General features: G+C 53.2%; 1 protein-coding gene. It reads left to right on the forward strand.

Going from position 1 to position 941, the window contains the following annotated elements:
• The coding region (locus Q1A48_RS21275) for a NosD domain-containing protein (RefSeq protein WP_299948864.1) at positions 1-941 on the forward strand (941 nt) is incomplete at both ends.

A 941-nucleotide genomic window follows, 5' to 3' on the forward strand; every position in this document is an offset into this window, starting at 1 on the left:
CCACAGATAGCCGGTAATACAATTCGCGGTAGCCAAAACGGCATTTATGTGTATCGCAACAGTGCCCCGCAGATCAGCGGCGGCAATGTGATTGCTGGGAACGTCTATGGTATCTATGCCTATGGCCACAGTAGTGATGTGGCGCAAAACCCGGTACCGGTAGTAACCGGCAACAGTCTCTACGACAACAGTTCTTACAACTATTACACACGGTATTTTGCGGATGCGGCACTGACCACCCTGGATGCCACCGGCAACTGGTGGGGCAGCACGGATGCGGGACAAATTGCACAGAAGATCTACGACTGGACAGATGGGCAGGGCACTTATCCGATTGTGGATTATCGCCACTTCCTCGACGGTCCCGATGGTAACCAGGCCTATACCGGAGAGGCACTGTTTGGCTATTTCACGGAAGATACGAACCTGCCAGAAGACAATTATCTGGTGCTCGGCCGGGTGGAAGTTGCCGCAGGCACAACCCTGAGTATTGGCTCTGGCACTGAACTCCAGTTTGCCGGCAATTATCCGTTGCTGGTTAAAGGCGCCCTGACTGCACAAGGTAATGAGGCATCGCCTATTGTCTTCAAGCCAACGGCAGAGGCCTGTGATGGTATCAACACCAGGAGAAAGGACTGGCCTGGGATTACAGTGGTTGCAGGAGCTACAGCGACGATTGAATACGCTGAAGTGCACTGTGCCAATATCGGTATCTATTTTAATGGCGGCGATGGTTCGATACGCAATTCACAGTTGCTGAACAACTACAGCGGTATCGATGCCCGGGCCGCCTCGGTAGAAGCGGTGATTGCTCCACAGATATCAGGTAATACGATTCGCGGCAGCAAAAATGGCATCTCTGCCTATCGCAACAGTGCCCCGCAGATCAGTGGCGGCAATGTGATTACCGGGAACACCCATGGCATCTACGCCGAAGGCTA

Source organism: uncultured Microbulbifer sp., from assembly GCF_947489355.1.
Taxonomy (GTDB): domain Bacteria; phylum Pseudomonadota; class Gammaproteobacteria; order Pseudomonadales; family Cellvibrionaceae; genus Microbulbifer.